This window comes from Halobacillus sp. Marseille-Q1614 (assembly GCF_902809865.1).
GTDB lineage: Bacteria > Bacillota > Bacilli > Bacillales > Halobacillaceae > Halobacillus_A.
On sequence record NZ_CADDWH010000001.1, the window covers coordinates 63,645 to 85,004 of the forward strand.

At 41.8% G+C, this 21,360-nt stretch carries 22 protein-coding genes; 20 read left to right on the forward strand and 2 right to left on the reverse strand.

Translation table 11 applies throughout. The features are described 5' to 3' along the window. The first annotated feature begins 4 nt into the window (after positions 1-4). Complete coding sequence (locus HUS26_RS00325; protein ID WP_173915256.1) at positions 5-1,654, forward strand: alpha-glucosidase; 1,650 nt, start codon at positions 5-7, stop codon at positions 1,652-1,654. 641 nt (positions 1,655-2,295) lie between these two features. Here the strand turns inward: HUS26_RS00325 and HUS26_RS00330 are convergent. After that, complete coding sequence (locus HUS26_RS00330; RefSeq protein ID WP_173915257.1) at positions 2,296-3,033, reverse strand: PHP domain-containing protein; 738 nt, start codon at positions 3,031-3,033, stop codon at positions 2,296-2,298. A gap of 298 nt (positions 3,034-3,331) precedes the next feature. On the opposite strand from HUS26_RS00330, the gene HUS26_RS00335 reads away from it, so the two are divergent. The 19 genes from HUS26_RS00335 to HUS26_RS00425 all read left to right on the forward strand — a co-directional run bounded on the left by HUS26_RS00335 (position 3,332) and on the right by HUS26_RS00425 (position 18,962). Next, positions 3,332-3,727: a VOC family protein gene (locus tag HUS26_RS00335; protein WP_173915258.1), complete on the forward strand. Its 396-nt coding sequence runs from the start codon at positions 3,332-3,334 to the stop codon at positions 3,725-3,727. Between the two features lie 71 nt (positions 3,728-3,798). Continuing rightward, positions 3,799-4,137, forward strand: a complete 339-nt coding sequence (locus HUS26_RS00340; RefSeq protein WP_173915259.1) for a hypothetical protein — start codon at positions 3,799-3,801, stop codon at positions 4,135-4,137. Between the two features lie 45 nt (positions 4,138-4,182). Next, positions 4,183-4,377 carry a hypothetical protein gene (locus tag HUS26_RS00345; RefSeq protein WP_173915260.1) on the forward strand — a complete coding sequence of 65 codons (195 nt, stop codon included), beginning with the start codon at positions 4,183-4,185 and terminating at the stop codon, positions 4,375-4,377. A gap of 126 nt (positions 4,378-4,503) precedes the next feature. After that, on the forward strand, positions 4,504-5,613 hold the full coding sequence (locus HUS26_RS00350; RefSeq protein WP_173915261.1) for an endonuclease: 1,110 nt from the start codon (positions 4,504-4,506) through the stop codon (positions 5,611-5,613). 335 nt (positions 5,614-5,948) lie between these two features. Next, positions 5,949-6,308: a PadR family transcriptional regulator gene (locus HUS26_RS00355; RefSeq protein WP_173915262.1), complete on the forward strand. Its 360-nt coding sequence runs from the start codon at positions 5,949-5,951 to the stop codon at positions 6,306-6,308. Continuing rightward, positions 6,292-6,948: a permease prefix domain 1-containing protein gene (locus HUS26_RS00360; RefSeq protein WP_173915263.1), complete on the forward strand. Its 657-nt coding sequence runs from the start codon at positions 6,292-6,294 to the stop codon at positions 6,946-6,948. The genes HUS26_RS00355 and HUS26_RS00360 overlap by 17 nt, the downstream gene beginning before the upstream one ends. A gap of 300 nt (positions 6,949-7,248) precedes the next feature. Then, entirely contained in the window at positions 7,249-7,623 is a 375-nt protein-coding gene (locus HUS26_RS00365; protein ID WP_254434100.1) for a glyoxalase superfamily protein, read from the forward strand. 270 nt (positions 7,624-7,893) lie between these two features. Beyond that, positions 7,894-8,310, forward strand: coding sequence for an ASCH domain-containing protein (locus HUS26_RS00370; RefSeq protein ID WP_173915264.1), 417 nt, complete (start codon positions 7,894-7,896; stop codon positions 8,308-8,310). 225 nt (positions 8,311-8,535) lie between these two features. Continuing rightward, positions 8,536-9,093: a GNAT family N-acetyltransferase gene (locus tag HUS26_RS00375; protein WP_173915265.1), complete on the forward strand. Its 558-nt coding sequence runs from the start codon at positions 8,536-8,538 to the stop codon at positions 9,091-9,093. Positions 9,094-9,263: 170 nt separating this feature from the next. Next, a complete protein-coding gene (locus HUS26_RS00380) occupies positions 9,264-9,635 on the forward strand; it encodes an iron chaperone (RefSeq protein ID WP_173915266.1) in 372 nt (123 codons plus the stop codon). 198 nt (positions 9,636-9,833) lie between these two features. Beyond that, the gene (locus tag HUS26_RS00385) at positions 9,834-10,409 is read left to right on the forward strand and encodes a TetR/AcrR family transcriptional regulator (RefSeq protein ID WP_173915267.1); all 576 of its coding nucleotides are present in this window, start codon (positions 9,834-9,836) and stop codon (positions 10,407-10,409) included. A gap of 80 nt (positions 10,410-10,489) precedes the next feature. Further along, on the forward strand, positions 10,490-13,657 hold the full coding sequence (locus HUS26_RS00390) for a bifunctional cytochrome P450/NADPH--P450 reductase (RefSeq protein ID WP_173915268.1): 3,168 nt from the start codon (positions 10,490-10,492) through the stop codon (positions 13,655-13,657). A 347-nt stretch (positions 13,658-14,004) separates the two neighbouring features. Further along, positions 14,005-14,973, forward strand: a complete 969-nt coding sequence (locus tag HUS26_RS00395; protein ID WP_173915269.1) for a sugar-binding transcriptional regulator — start codon at positions 14,005-14,007, stop codon at positions 14,971-14,973. After that, positions 14,970-15,419, forward strand: coding sequence for a transcriptional regulator GutM (locus tag HUS26_RS00400; RefSeq protein ID WP_173915270.1), 450 nt, complete (start codon positions 14,970-14,972; stop codon positions 15,417-15,419). Before HUS26_RS00395 ends, HUS26_RS00400 begins: the two co-directional genes overlap by 4 nt. Continuing rightward, entirely contained in the window at positions 15,419-15,991 is a 573-nt protein-coding gene (locus HUS26_RS00405; RefSeq protein ID WP_305792015.1) for a PTS glucitol/sorbitol transporter subunit IIC, read from the forward strand. The genes HUS26_RS00400 and HUS26_RS00405 overlap by 1 nt, the downstream gene beginning before the upstream one ends. Beyond that, positions 15,984-17,015 (forward strand): PTS glucitol/sorbitol transporter subunit IIB, encoded by a 1,032-nt coding sequence (locus HUS26_RS00410; RefSeq protein WP_173915272.1) that lies wholly within the window; start codon positions 15,984-15,986, stop codon positions 17,013-17,015. The genes HUS26_RS00405 and HUS26_RS00410 overlap by 8 nt, the downstream gene beginning before the upstream one ends. Before the next feature lie 20 nt (positions 17,016-17,035). Continuing rightward, entirely contained in the window at positions 17,036-17,398 is a 363-nt protein-coding gene (locus tag HUS26_RS00415; RefSeq protein ID WP_173915273.1) for a PTS glucitol/sorbitol transporter subunit IIA, read from the forward strand. Between the two features lie 16 nt (positions 17,399-17,414). After that, complete coding sequence (gene srlD, locus HUS26_RS00420; protein ID WP_173915274.1) at positions 17,415-18,191, forward strand: sorbitol-6-phosphate dehydrogenase; 777 nt, start codon at positions 17,415-17,417, stop codon at positions 18,189-18,191. Positions 18,192-18,515: 324 nt separating this feature from the next. After that, positions 18,516-18,962 carry a hypothetical protein gene (locus tag HUS26_RS00425; RefSeq protein ID WP_173915275.1) on the forward strand — a complete coding sequence of 149 codons (447 nt, stop codon included), beginning with the start codon at positions 18,516-18,518 and terminating at the stop codon, positions 18,960-18,962. Between the two features lie 276 nt (positions 18,963-19,238). On the opposite strand, the gene fbp is transcribed toward HUS26_RS00425, so the two are convergent. Continuing rightward, a complete protein-coding gene (gene fbp / locus HUS26_RS00430) occupies positions 19,239-21,170 on the reverse strand; it encodes a fructose-1,6-bisphosphatase (protein ID WP_173915276.1) in 1,932 nt (643 codons plus the stop codon). Positions 21,171-21,360 lie beyond the last annotated feature (190 nt).

The following is a 21,360-nucleotide window of genomic DNA, read 5'->3' on the forward strand; positions in this document are numbered from 1 at the left end:
TAAAATGAAAAGGCATTGGTGGAAAGAAGCCGTCGCTTATCAAATATATCCCCGGAGCTTTATGGATTCCAATGGGGATGGAATCGGAGATATTCAGGGGATTATTTCAAAGCTGGACTACCTTCAAGATCTAGGGATCGATATTATTTGGATATGTCCGGTTTACCCCTCTCCCAACGACGATAATGGTTATGACATAAGTGATTTTAAAGGGATTATGGACGAATTTGGCACAATGACAGATTTCGATCTGCTGCTGGATGAAGTTCATAAACGAAGCATGAGGTTAATCATGGATTTAGTCATCAATCATACATCTGACGAGCATCCCTGGTTCATTGAATCGAAATCATCTAAAGATAATCCTTATAGAGACTACTACATCTGGCATCCTGGGAAAGATGGAAAAGAGCCAAATAATTGGGCTTCCATTTTTGAAGGTTCTGCCTGGGAATGGGATAGAGACACAGAGGAGTACTTCATGCATATCTTTTCCCGCAAGCAGCCGGATTTGAATTGGGAGAATCCGCAGGTAAGGGAAGATTTATATGAAATGATTAATTGGTGGCTCGATAAAGGAATAGATGGTTTTAGGATTGACGCCATTTCCCATATCAAAAAGGCTCCCGGGCTGCTTGATTTGCCGAACCCTGAGGAGAAAGAATTCGTCTGCTCGTTTGACGGTCACCGGAATCAGAAAGGAATTCATGACTTTTTGGAGGAACTTAACAGCCGGACTTTTTCCCGCTATGACATTATGACAGTGGGGGAAGCCAACGGGGTAAGTGTTGACGAGGCTCACGAGTGGGTCGGTGAACAAGGCGGAAAGTTTAATATGATTTTTCAATTCGAACATACGGATTTATGGGGGAAAGACGGAAGTAAACGTTTAGATATCCATAGATTAAAGGATATTTTTACAAAATGGCAGACCACACTCCATGGTGCAGGGTGGAATGCTTTATTTTTGGAAAATCATGATCTTCCGCGGTCCGTTTCCGTGTGGGGAAATGATGGAGAGTATCATGATCGATCCAGCAAATGCTTAGCTATTCTGTATTTCCTGATGCAGGGGACGCCTTTCATCTATCAAGGACAGGAAATTGGCATGACGAATGTCCGGTTTTCCTCCATTGACGACTATGATGATGTCGCAGCGAAAAACCTGTATCAACACGAAATGGCCAGCGGGAAAAAGCATGAAGAAGTGATGGAAGCCATCTGGCACAGCGGCCGCGATAATTCCCGGACGCCTATGCAATGGACAGCTGGTGAACATGCAGGATTTACCTCAGGAGAACCCTGGCTGAAAATGAATCCTAATTATAAAGAAATCAATGTCGAACACGCGCTTAAACAGGAAAATTCTATCTATCACTTTTATAAAAAACTCATACAGCTTCGAAAGCAGCATCCTGCTTTAGTTTATGGGGATTACACACCTGTTCTGCCCGACCATGATCAAATCTTTGCCTACCGCAGGACTCTCGGAAATGAGACGTTCCTTGTGGCCGCGAATTTATTTGAAGAGAGGACAGCACTTGAGCTGTCATCCGACCACTCTTTGGAACTGTGTTTGAGCAACTATGAAAACAATGGGGAAGATCTCTTACAGCCATTTGAGGCAAGAGTGTATAAACTGTCCGATTTATAAGAGAACCTTATGCAGCCGTCGGCCAACTTTTCTTTCAAAGGATCAGATACAGCGAGGGGCTTTCGGGAAACCACGCTAGCTTTAACAGGAAACTCCATAAAAAACACGCGGTTTTAACAGCCGCGTGTTTTCAGGCTGTCGAGAAAGTCTTTATGCTTTTACATGCAAACATTCATTTATATTTAACTGGTTGACGGGGTTCCTTGGCCGTAAAACAGCGCATGGGGATTGGAAGCCCCTCGCTTTCCGCAGGGAAGACGGCAAGTCTCCTCGGGCTTGGCGCCCTGTGGGGTCTTGCCAGCCTTGCATCTCCTGCAGGAGTCTCGGAGCTTCCCTTCCCATGATGTTGAAAAGGTGAATGGAACCCTTGCGAGAAGAAATGAGCGACCTCTGCCCCTGGGAAGAGAAAAAGCACGAACCACATAATGGGAGAAAGGCGAAGGGAAATGGGGAGACTCCTATGGGAGGAAGTACAGGGGAGATCCCGGAGGGCAAAGCCCGAGGCAGCTCACCGTACGCCCATGGAAAGCGATCCATTTCCCGCAGCCTTTTGCTGTATTATTGAAAGAAAAATTTGATGTCCCCATGCAGAGGTTTCTCTATAAGCTGAAAACACGCGGTTGTTAAAACCGCGTGTTTTATTAAACAGCTTTTTTTCTGAAAAACATGCTTACAAAATTAGCCGCTTTTATCTTAGGGTGTAAGAAAGGGGAAACGTGAACTTTATATTCTTTTCCTTTAATAGCCTTTCTCAACTGATCAATGGTTGTACATTCTGGAATTTCATTAAAGATACATCCGTAGTGAAAACGCTGATCAGCACTACTGCCACCCACAGCACCGATTTGAAGGTGAGAAGCTAAAGCTTCCACTTCATTCTTCATATTATTCCCATATCTATATAAATCTTTTCCGTTAATATCGAAAGCATCAAACTGTTTTAAGGTTTCGTCCCTATGATGGAGCCAAGGATTGGATTCTCTTAAAGGGTGTGCTGCAATCTTCAAAACATTATCATTATGAACTAACTCCAGCAATTCGTCCGCACGGATCCCCTTCTCTTGTAGACTTAGCTTCTTATAAATGAGTTTGACAGTCTCCCGATTAGCAATAATTAAAAAGGTCCCTTTATCTTTAACCTCAACTTGCATGCCAGGAAACACTTTTAGTCCATTTACATCATAATAATCATTTTCATAAGAGAAGTTGTTATCGAGCATGTTATAAAGATTAGTAAAATTAGGGTGGTTAACATCCTCCGTTAAAGCTAACGCATCTAGTCCATTCAAGCTCGCTTCTTCCATTTTTTGCATGAATTCATCTAAAGTAATGGGTGATTTTCTTGATAAATTTGCGTGGGTATGAAAGTCTATGTGCATTTAGCTCTCTCCTTTGTTTTTACTAAGCTAATCATCAGCTCAAGTAAGATCCTAATTACCTATCATTGTAATCAAACATTATTAAGGGAATTATTGTAATATGTTTACGGAATGTAAATTTTTCTGAGATCTATTAATTTACTGATAATATCGAGTGGCAGAATTATAGAAGAGATAGATACGATAGACCTTACTTTAAGTCTGCCAAAGGGATCGCTTTGATTGAAGAAGGAGATTTAAAACGATGATCGAATATTAATACTTAAGGTTTTAAAATTCGAAAAAATAGGAGGAAATCATGGGGAGATTAGTTCATTTCGAAATTCATGTGGATGACATGGAACGGGCCAGGAAATTTTATGGAGAGGTATTTGGGTGGACGTTTGAAGATTGGAGTGAGTACGCGGGCATGCCTTACCTTGGAGCCGTGACCGGCGACAAAAAGGAGCTGGGCATCGATGGAGCATTAATGCAGCGCCAGGGCCCGCCCCTAAAAGCAAACCAGCCGGTCAATGGTTATGCCTGCACCATGGCTGTAGAGGATTTTGATGCCAGTGAAGCTAAAATTATCGAACATGGAGGCAAGGTGGCCATGCCGAAACATGCCCTGCCTGGGATGGCGTGGCAGGGATACTTTATTGATACAGAGGGAAATATTTTTGGTGTTCATCAGCCGGATGAAAATGCTGAATGACATAGGCTATTCCCCCTTGCTGCATCGCATTGTATAATGGAAAGGAACGACACTAGAAGGGGGACAAGCCCGTGAAAAAGAGACTCTGCAAGGTTCTATCATTTGTTGTTTTTCTATTCACCGGCTACGCCGCCCCTTCGGAAGATCTGGATAAGCTGGCAATCGATTCTAAGCATCAGGCACCGGCGATCACAGAAGTGGAGGCTTATTATGAAGTGGTTCCAGCTGAGCCGCCCCACTCAACAGGTGTTCCTAAAGAAAGTGACCCTTCGTTTGGAACTGTCCCGGTACCTTGGTCATCTGATAACGGGGATGACATTCATTTTGAGGACAGGCGGGAGCACGCTGTTATCGAAAAGGACAGCGGCTTTCTCTATGCAAGAAAGTATCAGTCGAGCTATTTAGTATAGTCACTTATTTTTCTGCCCCAAACATTTGGAAGGGAGAATGTACAAGTGACGTCATCTTTAAAAACTAATAAAAGCCAAACGTCGGAATGCTTTATTGCTATTTTCGGCATCCTTCTTTTATTTTTCGGCATCATCTGGGTGTCTGGAAATATGGCAGGATTAAACTTAATGGAACACTTCCCTTCGTTTTCATGGGAATTAGTGAACGCGGAGGAACTGAGAAGGGTTATCCCATTTTAGAAGAAGGCAGAGAACAAGTTCCTATGAAGGAGCTTGTTCTTTTTTTTGTAAAGTTTTCCATTATTTGAAGGGATGTGAAAGGGTTTATCGAACTTATTCCCAAATACATAGAAGGAGTGTTTAAAAATGAGGAAATGGATGGTATTGATGGCTGTTGTTCTAATTCTGATGACCAGCCCTGTTCAAGGAGCCAGTATACTTTCTGTTGAGGAAGCAATGAATCAGCCAAACGGTGCGGATATAACGGTAGAAGGGTACATCGTTGGTGTTCCAACAGCCATTGATTACGTGCAGCAGAGTCATTTTACGAGTAACTATGCCCTTGCCCTGGCCGATGACCCAAATGAAACGCAAGTGAATGAAATGATTTTTGTGAAGCTTGAGGCTGACTATAGGAGGGAGTTTGGGCTTGCGGACAATCCGGAAAATATGGGGCAGTGCATGCAAGTCGATGGTACAAGAGATCCTTATTTCAGTCATGAAGGAATGGAAAGCATCCGTTCGATTTCAGCGGTTAATGACGAGGGCAATGAAGGCGGAGACGATGAGACAAGCCCGGCTGGTTATTATGATAGTGCTGACGGACTTTCGGGGGACGTTTTAAAACAAGAACTCCATAATATTATCGACGACCACACGGAATTATCTTACAGCAGCGTTTGGGAGGCATTAAGAGAAACGGACGAAGACCCCAATAACTCGAATAATGTCCTTCTTTTGTATTCCGGAAAGTCTCTTTCTAAATTTGATAACGGAGGAAATGGCGATGATTGGAACCGGGAGCACGTATGGGCCAAATCACACGGAGACTTCGGAACCTCCCGCGGTCCGGGTACAGATATCCACCATTTACGACCGACGGATGTAACGGTCAACTCGGCGCGCGGAAACCTGGATTTTGATAACGGAGGCTCCACTTTTCCGGAAGCACCGGGAACTTACTATGATTTGGATTCCTGGGAGCCGCGTGACGAAGTGAAAGGGGACGTGGCTCGAATGATCTTTTACATGGATGTTCGTTATGAAGGCGATGTCGGCGAGCTGGACCTGGAAGTCGCTGATTATGCCGGGACAAGCGGACCATACTTAGGGAAGCTGACTACCTTAAAACAATGGCATGAAAACGACCCTGTCGATGCATTTGAACGACATCGCAATGACGTGATTTACAGCGACTATCAAGGCAACCGTAACCCGTTCGTAGATCACCCGGAATTCGTAGAACAAATTTGGTGACAGCCAGCCGGTTAGGACTAAATCGTGACTGGTTTAGTCCTTTTTTTATTGTCTAGGAAATATCAAATTCCAAGCTGTGGATATATATGTTTAAAAGTGCGACATCCAGCTTCAGCGCCCAGACACTCGCGTCATAAGCAATCCGCCCTGCTAAAAGGGAAGGCCGCCTTCCTCCGGCCGTTTTGCTTATGCGTTTCGTGTCTGCCAGGGCGCTTTAAGCCTTTGTTCTTGGATGGCTGCTCGTCTCATTTCTTGAGTGAATAACTATTCCACACAAATTACTTTGACACACAAAGTAATTTGGTCTATATTGTAATTGAGGAGGTGAGGTTATTTTGTCAAAGAATATTTCTAATGACTTGATTCGCGGGCATACGGATACCATTGTGCTCAATATTCTTCAGAGGCATGACAGTTACGGTTACGAAATTTACAAAACCATTCTGTCGTTAAGTGAAGGGCAGTACGAACTGAAAGAAGCGACCCTTTATACGGCCTTCCGCCGCCTGGAAAAAGACGGCTGCATCGCTTCATACTGGGGGGATGAAACACAAGGAGGGCGCCGTAAGTATTACCGAATGACCGATGAAGGCAAGGAAAGGCTCCGGCAAAACAAAGAGGACTGGGAATTCGCTAAAGAAATTTTAAACAAATTAATCGAAGGGGGAAGAGATCCGAATGAAGTATCAGAGTAACCTGGATAAGAAGATTCACACCTATCTTGATCGGGAATTCGCAGGCATAGGGGAGAGCCAGCAGCTGTATGAATTGAAAGAAGAACTAGCTATCAATCTAAAAGAAAAAACAAAAGATTATGAAAAAGCAGGCCAAACCGAGGAAAAGGCTTTTAAAGAAGCGATTAGTACCATGGGGGATCTAAGCGGGCTAAAGGAAGATATGCGTCGTCTTGGAGAAGACAAAGCCAGAAAAGAAGTGTACACATCCATGTCGTCGAGAATATCTGCCGCGGGACTGATTGTCGGCATTCTCGTCATCGTATTTGGCGCCCTGACGACTGCCATGCTGTATTTTATGGATCTTCCTGGCGAAGCTGTGACCGGGCCGGCATTTTTTATTGTAATCGGCGGATCGCTTGCGGCGTATAGCATGCTCACACGTGAAACGGCAAAATATTATGCCATGACTAAAGGAAGAGCATTACTCTATACCCTGGCGGTCGGCCTCATATTGTTCAGCCTATTTACAGCAGTTACTTCAGGCATTGCGACAGGAGAAATGTTTATAGCCATCAGCTCATTTATGGTATTCTTCATGATTGGGTTAGGATTATGGTTAGTTCTTTTATTTACAACACGTATCAGCAGAAAGAAATAAAAGGATGGTGGCTATGAAGATGAAAAAGAAGCCATTTAGAAAACAGGCAGCCTCTATAAAAAAACAACCACCCTATATCAAAAAGACATAAGGTGGAGACATAGAGATAGTGACTCTATTAAGAGAAGTGTTGCAGCACTTCTCTTTTTTATCATACCTTACCCGTCATAAATCTTACAACCGCCTGCTGAAAGAAGCAGATTAGGGAGTGAAAGGCTGACCAGATACTGGAATCATTTAATGAACTTTGAAATAATGCAATTCCTAAAAATTTAATAAAGAAAGGTGATAAATTCGCTGATGACATCTGAAATTAATATGACATCCTCTACACCGATTTTCCGTATTTTTGATGAAGGAAAGGCGAAAGAATTTTATTTGACATTCTTGGAATTCGAACTGGATTGGGAACATAGATTTGAAGATGATCTGCCTCTATACATGCAAATCTCTTATGATAATTGTGCGATTCACCTGTCAGAAAACCATGGGGACTGCTGTCCAGGGGCTGCTATTAGAATTGAAGTAGAAAACTTAGAGTTACTCCATTCAAACCTTACCTCAAAGAAATACAAATATGCTCGCCCTGGTGTCGAAACCACTCCCTGGAATACTCGGGAGGTACGCATTGGAGACCCATTTGGAAATAGAATCGTATTCTTTGAGAACCTTTAAAACTAGAGTCCGGCTCCAGGGAAATTCCTTTTTAAGGGTGTAGGCGATTACAGTATTAAGCAATCGCCCCTATACTGTAAGACTTGATTTCGAGATATATTGGGGCTGAACTTAAACTAACGCACCCGTTACTTCAATACCTTTGTCTTTGAACACAAGTATTCAACTAAAGGGGCAAGAACAGAAGGTTTTTAAAGATGTTTGAACTTAAGTGTTTTTACAAAAATACTTGGAACAGGCTATTAAATTAATTTAACTGGAGTGCAGGTAATGGTGAAAAAAAATGAATACTCAAATAAGTCGTATTTTGGATGGGAAAATGATAATGGAATAGGTGAGAAATTAATTAACCAAATTAAAAAAGGTCAAAAAACAGCCACTTGTTCTCCGAAGGAATTATATGGAGAGGAAGAACTAAAGGAATTATTGGCAATGAAAGATCAATATGTAACTGTAATGGATAAATTCGATAATCCTAGGTGTAATATACATATTATAGATATTTTTGAAACTAGTTTTGGTAACCCCGATCCTAGATTAATTGAGGGAGAGTCTGTAAGCAATGGAAATAATGTTGATGTTTTTAAACAACAACATAGACGGGCTTGGAAAGAAGAAATTGAAGAAGGTTTTATACTAAATGATGATACGATATTAATTGTAGAATTATTTAAACTAATAAATTGAAACATAAAATGTATTGTCAAGTCATTCTATAAGTGAGGAAAAATAGATTGTAAGAGCTCATTTACTTGTGAAATGTGTGGTGACTGAATCCATTACTCAAGAATAGGGGGCGTTCATCTAAGAAGGGTAACGCCACTATTTGATAAGAATCGGGCAGAAGAGTACAAGAAGAAGGAGACAAACAGACAGGCACAGAGTAAGTGTCAATAAGAATTGGAGGCCCAAATGCAAATTCAACAAATCGACCTTTCAAAGCTTTCTGAATACGCAAAAGTTTCAATTGCATTCGAAGTGAAAACCAAACTTCAAATTTGTCCAATAAACAACGGGCTTGGGGGACTTCAGTTGGTGGAAAGACCATGTAGATCCTATGTGAAGGACTATGATCTCTTACCAGATTGTCATCCACTCAGTTGGAAAAAGCAGTTTGACTTAGATGCATGGGGATTGTTCATAGCTTTAGAAAACGACATTTACGTTGGCGGAGCTGCGGTGGCTCCAGAAATGGCGGGGTTTAAGAGAGGTGCGGCAAACTTATGGGACTTACGTGTTCAGCCTGATGCTAGGAATAAGGGCATTGGAGGGAAACTACTTGAAGCGGTGAGACTTTGGTCCAAAGAACGAGGTTACAGAACACTGATGGTTGAAACCCAAAACGTGAATACTCCTGCTTGTAAATTTTACTCTAACAAGGGATTTGTTTTAGAAACTATCGACCTACATGGATATGGCGAATCCTTAGTTGAGGATGAGGCTAAATTAATGTGGTACATGGACATCTAATTAATGGTTGTACTTAAAGTAACGGTGGTTTCTATGAACATCTATTGCAGAGGGATAATGATATAATCAAGTAGAGATAATATATTTGGTGAGAGATGTATTTGCGGAATGCCCCATAAGGCATGAGTAATGACACCGTTTAAAATATCTTTTGTTTAAGGAGACATAACATGAAAGTTTTTTCGAATTTTTTAACAGGTATCGATAACCCTGACCACCGCGACCGAGCAGAAGAAATTTTGGCGTGGGTTGCTAATAAATTCCCAAGCTTGGAACCGCAGATCAAGTGGAATACGCCAATGTTTACGGATCACGGTACATTTATCATCGGTATTTCCACAGCGAAGCATCATATGAGCTTCGCACCAGAAGAAGCAGCCATGGCGCACTTTGCCGATGACATTGCACAAGCTGGCTACAGCGCTACCAAGGGCCTGTTTCGGATTCGGTGGAATGAGCCGGTAAATTACGAATTACTTGAGAAAATAATAGAATTTAATATTCAAGATAAAGCTGACTGTTCAACTTTTTGGCGGAAGTAAATGTCTTGATTTCAAGTCTTCAGCTGTTGATGGCTTTTATTGCTTGCTGCTGAAGCTATTAAACATACATATGGTGATGGAAGCTCCAATGGGCTCCCGGACATTTTAAGTCCTTTGGATGCTTGCACTGTATAGCAAGATGTACTAAACTGATCAGGAATGAATGTTCATTCCGAAACAGAAGGAGGAAGTTTCCAGATGCCAACATCTACAAGTAAACGTGATCATATCTTGCATAGTGCGCTGACTCTATTTGCAGAACGTGGATTCGATGCCACAACGATTCCGATGATTGCTAATGATGCCAATGTGGGAGCAGGAACCATATATCGCTATTTTGAGAACAAAGAGGTTCTCGTTAATACATTGTTCCAACATTATGTAACATTGTTCACTAATACGCTGGCGGAAGATTATCCGCAAGAACATAGTATCCGTGATCAATTTCATCATTTATTTCAAGGGATGGTCCGTTTTACAAATGAACATGAGCATGCCCTTTATTTCATAAAAACACATAATGCTGCTTACTTTCTTGATGATACGAGTCGAGAGCAATTTAATCATCTGCTGATGATTCTCGAGAATTTCTTAGATCAGGGGAAAGAAGAAAAGCAGATAAGAGAGCTTCCATCGAAGGCGTTAATTGCTATTATATTTGGTGGTTTTCTGGAGCTTTTTAAATTGATTCGTACAGGTGAGATCGAAGCATCGGACGAATTATTGGCCGGAGTAGAGGAAAGCTGCTGGGACGCTGTGCGTCATCCTGAGTGATGGGGCTCAGTTTTTTTCTCCTACTTTAGGAATGAATATTCATTCCGTTATTTTCAATTCCATGAAAGAGGTGTTTGTTCATGAATCATATAGAAAAACTACCACAACCGAAATCCTATGGACCGCTCGGCAATTTACCGGGCATAGATAAAGAAAAACCTGTGCAATCGTTTATGAAGCATGCTCGGGAGCTGGGGCCGATCTATCGATTTCAATTCCCAGGCCGGGTAAGTACCTTCGTTTCCAGTGCCCGCTTTGCTGCAGAAATCTGTGACGAGACGCGATTTGATAAAAAAGTGGGACCCGCTCTTCAAAAGGTACGCGCCTTTGGCGGAGATGGTTTGTTCACAAGTGAGACGGAAGAACCGAATTGGAAGAAAGCCCACAATATCCTGCTGCCTAGTTTCAGCCAGCAGGCGATGAAGGGGTACCATGAAAAAATGGTCGATCTTGCTTCACAGCTGATCCAAAAATGGGCCAGGCTTAATTCGAACGAAGAAGTTGATGTGCCGGATGATATGACACGTCTTACGCTGGATACGATCGGTTTGTGTGGATTCAACTATCGTTTCAACAGCTTCTATCGTGAAGATGCTCATCCATTCGTAGAAAAAATGGTGAGGGCGATGGATGAATCGATGAGCCAGACGCAGCGGCTGGGGATCCAGGATAAGCTGATGGTCCGGTCTAAACGGCAGTATAAAGAAGATATTGATTATATGTTCAATCTTGTCGATCAATTAATCGAAGAACGTAAACAAGCGGGTGATCAAGGAGAGAACGATTTACTTGCCCACATGCTGAAAGGGAAAGACCCTGAAACAGGGGAATCTCTTGATGATGAGAACATCCGATTTCAAATCATTACCTTTCTGATTGCCGGGCACGAAACAACGAGTGGTCTTCTTTCTTTTGCCACCTATTATTTGTTGAAACATCCTGAGAAATTACAGAAAGCCTATCAAGAAGTGGATGAAGTGCTTGGTGATGATACGCCTTCTTATAAACAGGTGAAACAGTTGAAATATGTGCGAATGATCTTAAATGAAGCTTTACGATTATGGCCGACTGCACCGGCTTTTTCTGTTTATGCCAAGGAAGATACGACCCTTAATGAAGAATATGAAGTTGAAAAAGGAGACACGTTCACCCTCCTTATACCGGAGCTGCACCGTGACCCGTCTGTCTGGGGAGAAGATGCAGAAGAGTTTAAACCAGAGAGGTTTGAAGATCCTGCCAGCATCCCGCATCATGCGTATAAACCTTTTGGGAATGGGCAGCGGGCCTGCATTGGCCAACAGTTCGCTCTTCATGAAGCGACGCTCGTCCTCGGCATGGTTCTGCAGTATTTTGAGCTTGAAGATCATACGGATTATGAACTTAACGTCAAAGAAACGTTAACGTTCAAGCCTGATGGATTAACGATGAAAGTGAAATCCAGAAAAGAAGCAAAGGTCTTCCAAGCGGCGAAAGCCGAAGAGAAAAAAGAAACCTCCGTAGAATCGAAGGCGGGGCCTGTCATCCAATCCCATGGAACACCGTTACTTGTGTTATTTGGATCCAATTTGGGAACGGCAGAGGGCGTAGCCCGGGAGCTTGCGGAAACCGCGCGATATCAGGGATTTGAAGTGACCACTTCACCACTCGCTGAATTTGCTGGGAATCTTCCGACTGAAGGGGCTGTCTTGATTGTATCTGCGTCCTATAACGGAAACCCGCCAGATAATGCCGCCTCCTTTATGAATTGGCTTCCTTCTGCTGATAAAGCAGATCTGGAAGGGGTAACCTACGCCGTCTTCGGCTGCGGGGATCGTAATTGGGCGAACACCTATCAACGCATTCCGGCCATTATCGATGGAGAACTTGCAGCCAAAGGGGCTTCAAGACTCCTTGAACGTGGAGAAGGAGATGCCAGTGAAGATTTTGATGGGGATTTTGAAAAATGGCAGGAGCGTTTATGGCCCTCTTTAGCGGATCGTTTTAACCTTGAGCTGGAGCAAGGGGATCATACGTCTAGTCACGTGTCTATGGAATTCGTCAGTGGAGTCAGCTATACACCAGTTGCCCGCACGTATGATGCTTTCTCAGCGGTTGTTTATGACAACCGGGAACTCTTGAATTCAAGTGATCGCAGCACTCGTCACATTGATGTGCAGCTGCCTTCAGGGGTCACCTACAAGGAGGGCGATCATCTTGGAGTGCTTCCCGAAAATACATCATCACTTGTGAACAGGGTGTTGAGACGGTTTGGAATAAAAGGAGAAGAGTACGTCATTCTTGGGGAAGGTACAGGAAGAGCGAACCACCTGCCTACCGACCAGCCTGTTCAGCTTGCTCAATTGTTATCGTCTTATGTGGAACTGCAGGAGCCTGCGACTCGCGCGCAAATTCGTGAGCTCGCAGCCAGCAATCCTTGCCCTCCTCACAAAATGGAGCTTGAACAGCTCGTAGAGGATGAAATCTATAAACGAGAGATTTTGGAGAAACGGCAGACTATGCTTGAGCTGCTGGAAGCTTATCCTTCCTGTGAAATGGAATTTGAACGCTTTATATCATTGCTGCCATCCTTGAAAGTCCGTTATTATTCGATCTCAAGTTCTCCACGTGTGGATGAACATCAAACAAGTATTACGGTCAGTGTCGTCCGTGGAGAGGCCTGGAGCGGCAAAGGTGAGTATGAGGGAGTGGCTTCTAATTATCTGGCATCACGAGAGAAAGGGGACAAAATCGCCTGTTTCATCCGGACGCCGCAATCGGACTTTCAGCTGCCTGACGATCCTGAAACTCCGATGATTCTCGTAGGACCAGGAACGGGAATCGCACCTTTTAGAGGCTTCATCCAAGCTCGCCGTGTGCTGCAAGAGGAAGGCGAAATGCTGGGAAAAGCCCATCTGTACTTTGGATGCCGTCATCCAGAACAGGACTTTTTGTACGAGAAAGAGCTGAAGGAAGCCGAACGCCTCGGGCTTATTGAACTTCATAGTGCTTTTTCCAGACAGGAGAATGAAGAAAAGTTGTATGTGCAGCATTTGATGAGGAAAAATGCACAAACGATTCTTTCCCTCTTAGATCAAGGAGGACGACTGTACATCTGCGGCGATGGCAGCAAGATGGCTCCTGAAGTGACGGATACGCTGATCAGGTGTTATCAAAATCTTCATCAAACAAGCGATCAAGAAGCAGCTGCATGGTTGGAAGGACTTGAACAATCCGGTCGCTTTGCGAAGGATGTCTGGTCTGGATCTTAAGGGTTTTTAACAATACGAACGACATTCTGATAGACCTGCTTATCACTGTTGTATTTACGTGTATGGATTATTGAACTAACGAGGGCGATTACCTAGGTGATCGCCCTCTCTTTCGTAATTAGGAAGGTCAAACGCCTTACACTCAGAGTAAAACCGGTACACTTATTTGAGAGTGCCGGTTTTCCTTTGGATTTTTTGCACAAATGTGCGATTGATACACAAATTTTCTAATATTCGTTATATTTTATTGACTACGCTTACATTACTCCTTTATTATGACAATAACTTATTTAGCACATATGATTAAGATTACGCACAAATGTGCAAAAGGAAAGGGAGATTGAGAAATGGACTGGGATGAACAGCGTCGATTAATAAAGGTGTCGAAAATGTATTATGAAGACAATTTGACTCAAAATGAAATTGCTAAGAAAACGGGCATTTATCGCACCACAATTACCCGTTTACTTCAAAAGGCAAGGGATGAAGGGATTGTTCAAATTACGATTAAAGGTGATTACAGGGAGCAGGTGAATTTAGAACAACAATTGCAAGATAAGTTCGGTTTGAAAGAGGTGGTAGTTGTTCCTGCTGAAGACACGGAATCGAAGGATGAACGACAACAAAAACTAGGGGAATCGGCTGTTCATTTAATTGACGGCATTATGAAAGACGGCGATGTTGTTGGATTTGCGTGGGGAAGTACCCTTGGAAAAATGGTGGATGCCTTAGGAGGCTCGAAAAATAGAGACGTAGAGTTTGTTCCATTAGTCGGAGGACCAGGAAAGATGCCTGTAGAGCATCACGTGAATACAATTGTCTACTCTTACGCTAAGGCCTATAAGGGACATGCCAATTTTATCGATGCGGCAGCTATTGTTCCTTCCCCTCAGAGTAAAAAAGAAATCGTAGAATCAAAATATTTTCAAGACATTATTAGCTTGTGGGAGAATTTGACGATTGCCGTTGTGGGTGTTGGTACACCCGTTAGCTCTTCCAACCTTGTATTTTCTGGGTTCTTTGGTGAAAGCGATCTCAATTATTTGAATGACAAAGGTGCTATTGGTGATATATGTTCAAGATTTTATGACATTCACGGGGAACAGATTGTTGGAGAGATTGATGAACGGACGATTGCCATTACGCTAGAAAAACTAAAAAGCCTTTCCTATTCCATAGGAGTGGCGGAGTCTATAGAGAAAACAGAATCGATCGTCGGGGCACTAAGAGGAGGATACCTCTCTCATCTCGTGACCAATGACATAACAGCCAAATCGATTTTGGGATTTTCTGAAGGGAGTGAAAAAGAGAATTGATTTTCACATTACTCGGTCTAATAGCGATCATGTTTATCCTTCAAAGCGTTCTGGGTTACGGACAGTTAAAAGACTTTAATAAAAACTATAATGAAATGCGATGTCAAAATAAAGTTTCCATTGGAAGAAGTAAAGGGTTAGTGACTACGGGTGTTGTTTTGTTGATGAGAATCGATCAAAAGGCACGAATTATAGAAACAAGGAAAATGCAAGGAACTACAATTTTTGCTCGCTTTAAGACATTCGAGAAACTGAATGGGAAACAACTCCTGAAAATCGATGAAGAAACATTAGCTCAAGTGGATCGATTTACTAGAAAGGCGATTAGGGATGCTCAGCATACGTATAGGATTATTCAAGCTGGCGGAGAACCTCCAAAGCCTGCTAGTCCTGTTGAAAAACTATTAAATCTATTTAAAAAGAAAGGTGAGGTGAGTCGTTTATGATGGATTTTCTGATCAACGCTGCAGAAGGTTTCATTGGCTTATTTGAACGAGGCGGAGAAACATTTATGGGGTTTGTTACCGATATTATTCCCTTACTTATTATGCTGCTAGTAGCGATGAATGCGATAGTAGCTATGGTGGGGCAAGAAAGAATTGAAAGGCTGGCCATGAAGTCTTCAGGTAACATATTTACAAGGTATTTAGTGCTTCCTCTTTTAGGGACATTTTTCTTGTTAAACCCTATGACGTTATCTCTTGGAAGATTTCTTCCTGAGAAATTTAAACCTGGATATTATGCATCAGCAAGTTATTCCTGTCACTCGATGAATGGTCTCTTTCCTCATGTAAACCCAGCTGAACTATTTGTCTTTTTGGGTGTGGCTGCCGGTATCGAACAGTTAGGGTTCTCTACCGCAGAATTAGCGTTACGTTACTTTTTAGTCGGTCTGCTTATGAATATGATTCGAGGATGGGTGACCGACATCTGTGTCACTTTTGTGGAGAAGCAGCAAAAGACAAAATTAAAAACCACTCTCTCTGAATCTATGAAAGGAGGAAATGCCCATGCCTAATACTCTTTATAAAAGTGTAAGAGTCAATAAGGGATCAGGAGGATTTGGGGGTCCTTTGGAAATCACACCTACGGAAACGAAAAATAAGATCGTCAATATTACCGGTGGACCGATTTCGTCAACAGCTGAACGTATAGCTGAATTAACAGGTGCTGAACTGGTAAATGGCTTTAAAACTTCTGTGCCGGAAGAGGAAATAGCTTGTGTCATTATTGATTGTGGCGGAACGCTAAGAGCTGGATTATATCCAAAGAAACGGATACCAACCATTAATATCATGTCTACAGGGCAAAGTGGTCCGATGGCGAAATATATCAAAGAAGATATTTATGTATCTGGTGTCACACCAAACAACATTGAACTCATCAATCGTTCTGGCGATGAGAGTGAATTAGAAGAGATGAAACCAAGTACAGATACACTGGAAGAAAAAATAGAAGAAGAGACTCCTTCTGGAAAGTATGATGCAAGTAAAAAGATTAGTGAACAGTCGTCCAACGGCATCATGACTAAAGTGGGCGTCATGATGGGAAATGTGATTGGCGTCTTATATCAAGCAGGAAGAGATGCAATCGACACAGTGCTAAAAACCATTCTGCCGTTTATGGCCTTTGTATCTATGCTCATCGGTCTCATTCTAGAAACCGGAATTGGGGATGTGTTCGCAAATCTATTGTCTCCATTATCAGGGAGCATTTGGGGGCTGTTATTACTTTCAGCTATTGTTTCCTTTCCACTGCTCTCCCCGTTTCTTGGACCTGGAGCTGTCATTGCGCAAGTCATTGGTACCTTAATTGGAGTAGAGATTGGAAGAGGAAATATTCCACCGCAGTTCGCTCTTCCAGCCGTATTTGCCATTAATTCTCAAGCAGCTGCAGATTTTGTCCCTGTCGGATTAGGTTTAGCAGAAGCAGAACCAGAAACCGTCGAAGTTGGGGTGCCAGCCGTGTTATATGGACGCTTCTTAACCGGCGCGCCCACGGTGTTTGTAGCATGGTTAGCCAGCTTCGGCATGTATGAATAAACGAATAAGGAGAGAGAAATATGAAGCAGATTTATTATACAGAAGTTACAGAATTAGGAGAAATGGTTACGGAGTTTTATGAAGAAAAGATGATTATTCTTTTTAAACAAGGAGCACCAGCTGAACTTGAAGAGTTTTGTGTATCTCATGAGATCAATCAATTGAAGGAAGACATTCAAGTAAATGATACGTTAAAAGTAAATGAACATGAGTATAAAATTACGGGTGTTGGAAGTGCCGTTAACAAAAACTTAGCCTCATTAGGTCATATTACTTTAAAGTTTGATGGCAGCCAAGACCCTGAGCTGCCTGGAACATTGTCCCTGGACGATGTAGAAGTACCTGAAATTCGTCAGGGCGATGTATTAGAAATCATTAGATAATAAGGAGGAATATTAAATGGGAGATAAAGTAGCAATCGTAGCGGGTGGAGGCCAGAATTTAGGAGAACACCTTTGTTATCGTTTATCAAAAGAAGGTTATCAAGTGGTGGTTACTGATATTAATGAGGAAACAGCTTCAAAGGTTGCTGGTAAAATCAAAAATGAACTAAATGGAGAAGCAATGGCTGTCCAAATTGATGTAGCAGACGAAGTAAGTGTCGAAAACATGGTCAGCACGGTGAAAGTGACTTATGGGAGAATCGATTTATTAGTCTTTAATGCTGGGGTTGCCAAAAGTACAAAAATCACCAACTTTGAACTCAAAGACTGGGCTGCAATGATGAATGTAAATTTAACAGGATATTTCTTATGTGCAAGAGAAGTGGCGAAAGTGATGATCGAACAAGGGTACGGAAATATTATACAGATCAATTCTAAATCAGGAAAAGTGGGTAGTAAGCATAATGCGGGGTATTCATCCTCTAAGTTTGGAGGAGTGGGCTTAACCCAAAGCCTTGCCTTAGATTTAGCGGAACACGGAGTTCGAGTAAACAGTATCATGCCTGGAAATTTATTGAAATCCCCAATGTTCCAAAGCTTGATTCCCTCGTATGCCAAAAAATTAGGTATAGCTGAGGATGAAGTTGAGCAGGTGTATATCGATAAAGTACCAATGAAGCGAGGCTGCACTTATGAAGATGTAGCCAATGCTGTTGTTTTTTACTCTTCAGATCAAGCTTCTTACATGACTGGGCAATCGATTAATGTTACTGGCGGGCAAGTTATGCATTAATCCTCAGAACTATAAAAATACCAATCATGTTATGTATACAGTAAGAGCAGTGATACAACTAATTGAATAACCAAATTAAGTAAAGAAGATGATCTCTAGGTTTATTTGAGGTCATCTTTTTTTGACATAACAAAAATGGCTGAATACCTCTAATATTGCAAGGAAACGCCTTTTAACTCTCTAATTATTGAAGTTTAGCGATAGAACTACATCTCCTTCTCATCAAGTATGTGCAAAAGAATATAATGTATTAATTAAAAAGCATGTCTGACAACGACATCATTAGGGAATATGGGGGGAAAATGGTAAAGGAGGTCATTCGTAATGGAACATAGAATTTCCCACCAGGGGATGGATGAGTTATTGAAGCAATTGGAAGATGATTATGTGAAAGCAGTCAAAGGCAATGAAAGCACGACCGTAGAGGGTTTCATTGAACAGTTTTTGTATGATTCCTGGGATTATAATGATCGGAATATAGAAAACATCAAGAGCGTTTTGAGCCGGTACACAAGTGGTGAAATTTATAAAGGGACCTTCAGCGGAGCATTCAATGAAATGATCGACCATCTTCAAGTGAAATTGGAGCAGCTGGATCCTGACATGGGATACCCTGTCCTGCACTCGAACCACGGAGCCTCAGTGCTCGTCGCTTTCGTAGACGGTTTGGTTATCCAGTACTATATAGGTACTTATGACGTCGACCAATTAAGAGAAATGACTCCATACTTTAAACGTATCATTCTTCAAGCTTTGCAAACGGAAAGCTGATGGATAAGGAAAACGGAGCGTCTTGAACATACGCTCCGTTTTTTAAAAAGGGGAAGCCAAAGTCTTGTACTGGCAAGGTGATCAGTGGGGCTCGCATTTATAAGGATTCAAGGCTTCATTTTGTATATAGTTTTCCATAAGAAGGGCGATTGGTGGATGACAATCGCCCTTCTTCCTATTATCCAGCTATTGAGTCTTTCATAGTGATTGATACATAAAGTATCGTCCTCATAGCTTCAGAAAATAAAGCCGTAACATCTTTTGTAAGGATTAGCCTCACTTCATATAGCGATATTTCATTAAACTATTCAAAATAGAAATTTCCTGTAATAATTCCTCTCCAACATTCGTTTCCAGCACCTTTTTTCTCTCTAGTTCTTTATCCACCAGTCTTTTTACTGATAAGACATCTGTTCCATTTTGCAGCACATCTTCCTTTGAGTTAAATTGTTTATGAGCGACAAGCTGCATGCCGTAGGAATTATATAATAAAGTGTATCCCGCAATGCCTGTTGTTGATTGATAAGCCTTGGAAAAGCCTCCATCGATGACAATCATCTTTCCATTGGCTTTGATTGGATTTTCTCCGTCAATTTCTTTAACGGGTGTATGGCCGTTTATGATATGGCCTTGATCAGGATCCAGATCAAATTCTGTTAGGATTCTGCGGCAGGTTTCTTCATTTTCTCGTAAATGATAGTAAGGGTTCTTCTTCTCTTTATGGGTGATCTTATCTTTAATGAAATACCTTTCAAACGTCGTCATTTTCCTTTTCCCAAAGAGGGAAGAATATTCTCCTGTCCACAAATACCAGACCATATCTGTCGCCAGATCATCGTTTTCTTCCGGATGGGCAAAGGAATGGCGCAGAAAATGTTCAAAGATATCAAGTAAATCACGGCCGCCATAGGTTTTATTTTCTATATCCATTTTCTCCATATTTCCTTTTTCATCTAAAGGAATACAACCATGTATTAATAAGTTCCCATTATACTTTAGATAAAGACTGCCTTTTTTCATAAGAAATTTCATATGTCTGGCCAGCTTTTCCGAATGTTGGAGAGAAAATAAAAGTTTGTCCATCACTTGTTCTTCTTCCTCTAATAGTTGTTCAGGCTGCTCCGGATTAACGGTTGCAAAACAGCTGTTTTCCAGTGGATATGCTTTTCCGTGAATCGTTATTTCGTTCTTCTCATAATCCACTTTCTCTAACACAAGACGTTCTTCCATATTAAAGTTCGGACGCCGCTTGATGATCGGGCTTTCCAGTTTGAATTGAATGATGGAGATGGCTTGGTGAATTTTTGTGATTTGTAATTGTTCGTGCTCTGATGGTTTTTTGTCGGAATGGATTTTTGGCCGGAAGGCGGGATTGTCGTCATAGTATTTATCCGCCAGATTGAGAAGAGGCCGGAGATTAATTCCATACACATCTTCAATAATATCGAGATTGTCGTAGCGCGCACAGATTCGAATGATATTCGCGAGACAAACCTTTGAACCGGCAAAGGCACCGATCCACAGCACATCATGATTCCCCCATTGAATGTCTACAGAATGGTAGTTGATCAGCGTCTCCATAATTTTATCCGGTTCAGGTCCCCGGTCATAAATGTCTCCGACGACGTGTAGGTGGTCAACAACCAATCGCTGCGTACTGTAAGCAAGCCCGATAATCAGTTTATCCGCCTGTCCGAGAGAAATAATCTGCTGAACGATTTTTGTGTAATACTGCTCCTTATTTGACGATTCATCCGTTTTGTACAGCAGCTCTTCAATAATATAGGCAAACTGATCTGGCAGTGCTTTGCGTAATTTCGATCGTGTATATTTGGAGGAAGCATAAGAAATCAGCTTAATCATCCGTTCAATGATTTCTTTATACCATTGGTTTAATTCTTCTTCCTGGTCAAAGCCATTTTTTATCATCTGTAATTTTTCTTCAGGGTAATAGACTAAGGTCACCATTTCATTTATTTCACTTTCGTAAATGACCCCGTTGAAGATATCCCTTATTTTTTCTTCAACCCGCCCCGAACCATTTCTTAACACATGCTGGAAGGCCTGGTACTCCCCGTGTAAATCACTGACAAAGTGCTCTGTCCCCTTTGGAAGGTTAAGAATAGCTTCAAGGTTAATGATTTCAGCGGCTACTTTTTCTTCACTATTATATTTTTGGGCAAGTAAATCTAAGTATTTTGTGTTCAACTTTATGGTATCCCCTTTCAAAATTCATCTCTATTTCATACCTGAAATAACAGGACTTCTATTTTTATAGTCATTGTTTAGAATTTTCTTAATTATATATGATAGTAACATATTTTTAACTTTTAATTTTTGTTAGATATTTGAAGAGCAATCTTTCATAAAAGGAGGCTGGTGTTTGGGGAGGGGAGGA

Excerpts from the sequence above, each read along its gene's own strand:
- HUS26_RS00325 (WP_173915256.1), top strand. The coding sequence starts at position 5 with ATGAAAAGGCATTGGTGGAAAGAAGCCGTCGCTTATCAAATATATCCC.
- HUS26_RS00330 (WP_173915257.1), bottom strand. The coding sequence starts at position 3,033 with ATGCACATAGACTTTCATACCCACGCAAATTTATCAAGAAAATCACCC.
- HUS26_RS00335 (WP_173915258.1), top strand. The coding sequence starts at position 3,332 with ATGGGGAGATTAGTTCATTTCGAAATTCATGTGGATGACATGGAACGG.
- HUS26_RS00350 (WP_173915261.1), top strand. The coding sequence starts at position 4,504 with ATGAGGAAATGGATGGTATTGATGGCTGTTGTTCTAATTCTGATGACC.
- HUS26_RS00360 (WP_173915263.1), top strand. The coding sequence starts at position 6,292 with ATGAAGTATCAGAGTAACCTGGATAAGAAGATTCACACCTATCTTGAT.
- HUS26_RS00365 (WP_254434100.1), top strand. The coding sequence starts at position 7,249 with ATGACATCTGAAATTAATATGACATCCTCTACACCGATTTTCCGTATT.
- HUS26_RS00370 (WP_173915264.1), top strand. The coding sequence starts at position 7,894 with ATGGTGAAAAAAAATGAATACTCAAATAAGTCGTATTTTGGATGGGAA.
- HUS26_RS00375 (WP_173915265.1), top strand. The coding sequence starts at position 8,536 with ATGCAAATTCAACAAATCGACCTTTCAAAGCTTTCTGAATACGCAAAA.
- HUS26_RS00380 (WP_173915266.1), top strand. The coding sequence starts at position 9,264 with ATGAAAGTTTTTTCGAATTTTTTAACAGGTATCGATAACCCTGACCAC.
- HUS26_RS00385 (WP_173915267.1), top strand. The coding sequence starts at position 9,834 with ATGCCAACATCTACAAGTAAACGTGATCATATCTTGCATAGTGCGCTG.
- HUS26_RS00390 (WP_173915268.1), top strand. The coding sequence starts at position 10,490 with ATGAATCATATAGAAAAACTACCACAACCGAAATCCTATGGACCGCTC.
- HUS26_RS00395 (WP_173915269.1), top strand. The coding sequence starts at position 14,005 with ATGGACTGGGATGAACAGCGTCGATTAATAAAGGTGTCGAAAATGTAT.
- HUS26_RS00405 (WP_305792015.1), top strand. The coding sequence starts at position 15,419 with ATGGATTTTCTGATCAACGCTGCAGAAGGTTTCATTGGCTTATTTGAA.
- HUS26_RS00410 (WP_173915272.1), top strand. The coding sequence starts at position 15,984 with ATGCCTAATACTCTTTATAAAAGTGTAAGAGTCAATAAGGGATCAGGA.
- HUS26_RS00415 (WP_173915273.1), top strand. The coding sequence starts at position 17,036 with ATGAAGCAGATTTATTATACAGAAGTTACAGAATTAGGAGAAATGGTT.
- srlD (WP_173915274.1), top strand. The coding sequence starts at position 17,415 with ATGGGAGATAAAGTAGCAATCGTAGCGGGTGGAGGCCAGAATTTAGGA.
- HUS26_RS00425 (WP_173915275.1), top strand. The coding sequence starts at position 18,516 with ATGGAACATAGAATTTCCCACCAGGGGATGGATGAGTTATTGAAGCAA.